At 66.8% G+C, this 2675-nt stretch carries 3 protein-coding genes; 1 reads left to right on the top strand and 2 read right to left on the bottom strand.

Going from position 1 to position 2675, the window contains the following annotated elements; translation table 11 throughout:
- The first annotated feature begins 99 nt into the window (after nt 1-99).
- Nucleotides 100-1497 (top strand): cytochrome bc1 complex cytochrome b subunit, encoded by a 1398-nt coding sequence (qcrB, locus tag FHU30_RS44115; protein ID WP_253883705.1) that lies wholly within the window; start codon nt 100-102, stop codon nt 1495-1497.
- A gap of 41 nt (nt 1498-1538) precedes the next feature.
- Here the strand turns inward: qcrB and FHU30_RS44110 are convergent, their stop codons facing one another.
- Nucleotides 1539-1724: a DUF397 domain-containing protein gene (locus FHU30_RS44110; RefSeq protein WP_253883704.1), complete on the bottom strand. Its 186-nt coding sequence runs from the start codon at nt 1722-1724 to the stop codon at nt 1539-1541.
- Entirely contained in the window at nt 1721-2569 is an 849-nt protein-coding gene (locus FHU30_RS44105) for a helix-turn-helix domain-containing protein (RefSeq protein WP_253883703.1), read from the bottom strand. Before FHU30_RS44105 ends, FHU30_RS44110 begins: the two co-directional genes overlap by 4 nt.
- Nucleotides 2570-2675 lie beyond the last annotated feature (106 nt).

Raw genomic sequence — 2675 nt, 5'->3', positions numbered from 1 at the left:
TCGCCCACCGAACAGCGGTGCTGTAAGCGACGTCACTGTCACAAATGAGGGTGCTGGTCCCGTCTAGGTGAGTGAACAATGCCTAACGAGGGGCACGTCATGAACCTCTTTTCCAGGGCGTCCGGAAAGACCGGACGCGGGCTGCCGGTGGGGACGCGGCTTCGGCAGAGTGTCCGGGAGGACGAGTGGTCGTCCCTCTTCGCCCAGATCGCCGTCTACTCGTTCGGGGTGCTGCTGGTCACGGGAGTGTTCCTGCTGTTCTTTTTCGACCCGTCGATGGAGCATGTGCGGTACGGCGGCTCGTACACGCGGCTGGACGGAGCGGAGGTCAGCAGGGCGTACGCGTCCACACTCCACATCAGCTTCGACGTCCGCGGCGGGCTGCTCATGCGGCAGGTCCACCACTGGGCCACGCTGATCTTCACCGGCGCCGTCTTCTGCCAGCTCGTGCGCATGTTCGTGACCGGCGCGTTCCGGCGGCCCCGGGTGCCGCTCTGGCTGGCCTGGGTGGCGATGTCCGTCCTCGGGATGGCGGCCGGGGTGACCGGCGGCCTGCTGCCCGACGACATGCTGTCCGGCGGCAGCCTCGGTCTCATCCAGGGCGTCACCCAGTCGGTGCCGGTCGTCGGGACCGGGCTCACTTACGCGATCTTCGGCGGCGACTTCCCTGGTGACGTCATCGTCTCCCGCGCGTACTGGCTGCACATCACGGTGCTGCCGCTGGCGATCGCGGGGCTCTTCGTCCTGCGCCACCGCCTGGTCGGCCGCCACGGGCCCGGCGACGTTCCGGACGGTCGTGCGCGACGCATCCCCCAGCGGCCGGTCTCGGTGGCCATCTTCTTCTACACGGTCGCCATCCTGGTCCTGCTCGGCACGTTCGCGCAGATCAACCCGGTATGGCTCTACGGCCCGTACGAGCCGGGCGCCATCTCCGCCGGCGCCGTACCCGACTGGTACATGGGTTTCCTCGACGGCGCCGTCCGCATCATGCCGGGCTGGGAGATCGACATCGCCGGGCACCCGCTGACACTCGCCGTCCTCGTCCCGGCGCTGATCGTCCCGGGGACGTTCTTCACACTCCTGGCGGCCTACCCCTGGCTGGAACGCAGGATCACCGGCGACCACTCCGTCCACCACGTCCTGGACCGGCCCCGTGACGCCGCCACCCGCACCGGAATCGGCGCAGCCCTGGTCGCCTGCTACGCCATCCTCTGGGCCGCGGCGTCCAACGACCAGATCGCCGTCGACTTCCACCTGTCCCTCTACGCAGTGACCTGGTTCTTCAGGATCGCCGTATTCATCGGCCCGCTGCTAGCCCACACCCTGACCCGCCGGCTCTGCCACTACCTGACCACCCGCGAACGCGAAGAGGCCGCGCACGGCTTCGAGACCGGCCGGATAGTCATGACCCCGGACGGCGGCTTCACCGAGATCCACAAACCCGTCCACCGCGAACTAACCCCCGCCGCTGCCCCGCCGCAAGCCAGATCAAGCTAAGCCCCAACCACCTCTGCGGCCACATGCGAAAAGGGGCGGTGTCAGCCAATGGCCGACACAGTGCGCAGTAGTTCGGCCCAGGCGTTCCGGGACATGCGCAGATCAGGTCCGTGTGGGTCCTTGGAGTCGCGCAGGCCGATCGCTCTTCCAAGGTCTGCTACCTCGACGCAGTCGTCACCGCCTCCAGCGGAGTAGCTGCTCTTGCGCCAAAGGGGAATGTTGTTCATCTGTCGTCCTTTGCGAGTCTGACCAGCACTTCCAAGCTGTCGTCGACGGAGAGGGCTGCGGCGGTCACGCGTTCCCAGGTCAGGTTGAGTCGCTGGATCTCGTCGGCTGCTTCGAGGTAGACGCTTCCGGCCTGGGACTCGATGAAGGGGATGTCCGGGCTGTCGGCGTCGAACGACAGGATGACGAAGCGGCCTTCGGTGCCAGGGTGGGCGCCGACGTCGTACGGCATGAGCTGAATGGTGACGTTGGGGCGGCGCGCCATGGCCTCAAGGTGGATGAGCTGATCCTGCATGGCCGCCGGGCCTCCCACCTGGCGGTGTAGGACGGCCTCGTCGATGACGGCGTGCAGGTGCGGCGGGTGTTCGCGCTGCAGGAGCGTGCGCCGCAGCATTCGCGCCTCGACGCGACGCTGTACGAGGCTGGTTTCGCCGCGGAGGTCGGCGACGACGCCGATGAGTGCGCGGGCGTACGCCTCGGTCTGCAACAGGCCCGGAATGACGGCGTCCTGCCATGACCGGATCAGGCGGGCTTCGTCCTCCAGCGGCACGTATGAGGACGAATGGAACACGTCGTTGTAGGCGGTCCACCATCCGGCGTGGGTAGACGGTTGGGCCAGGCGAAGCAGCCTGACGCGTTCCTCGCCCTGCACGTCATAAAGGTCGAGGAGCTGCGTGACAGGTTCGCCCAGGTCGCGCTGCTGCTTCCCCGCTTCGAGACGGGCGACGCGGGACTGGTGCCAGCCGCGGCCGAGCCGCTCGGCGACTTCGCGTTGGGACATCCCTGACTCTCGGCGGAGCCCGGCGAGGTCGTCGCCGAGGCGTTTTCGGTGGCGGAGAGTGGCCATGAAGTCATTCTCTCAGGCTGATGACCCATGCTCGACCTGTCTGCTTCAACTTAATAGATCTTGCATGAGTCATTGTGATCATGCATGGAAATGGCGCATGCTGTGA

Origin of the sequence: Actinomadura rupiterrae, from assembly GCF_024172125.1 — a bacterium.
GTDB classification, from domain to species: domain Bacteria; phylum Actinomycetota; class Actinomycetes; order Streptosporangiales; family Streptosporangiaceae; genus Spirillospora; species Spirillospora rupiterrae.
This window is presented reverse-complemented; position numbering and strand designations above follow the sequence as displayed.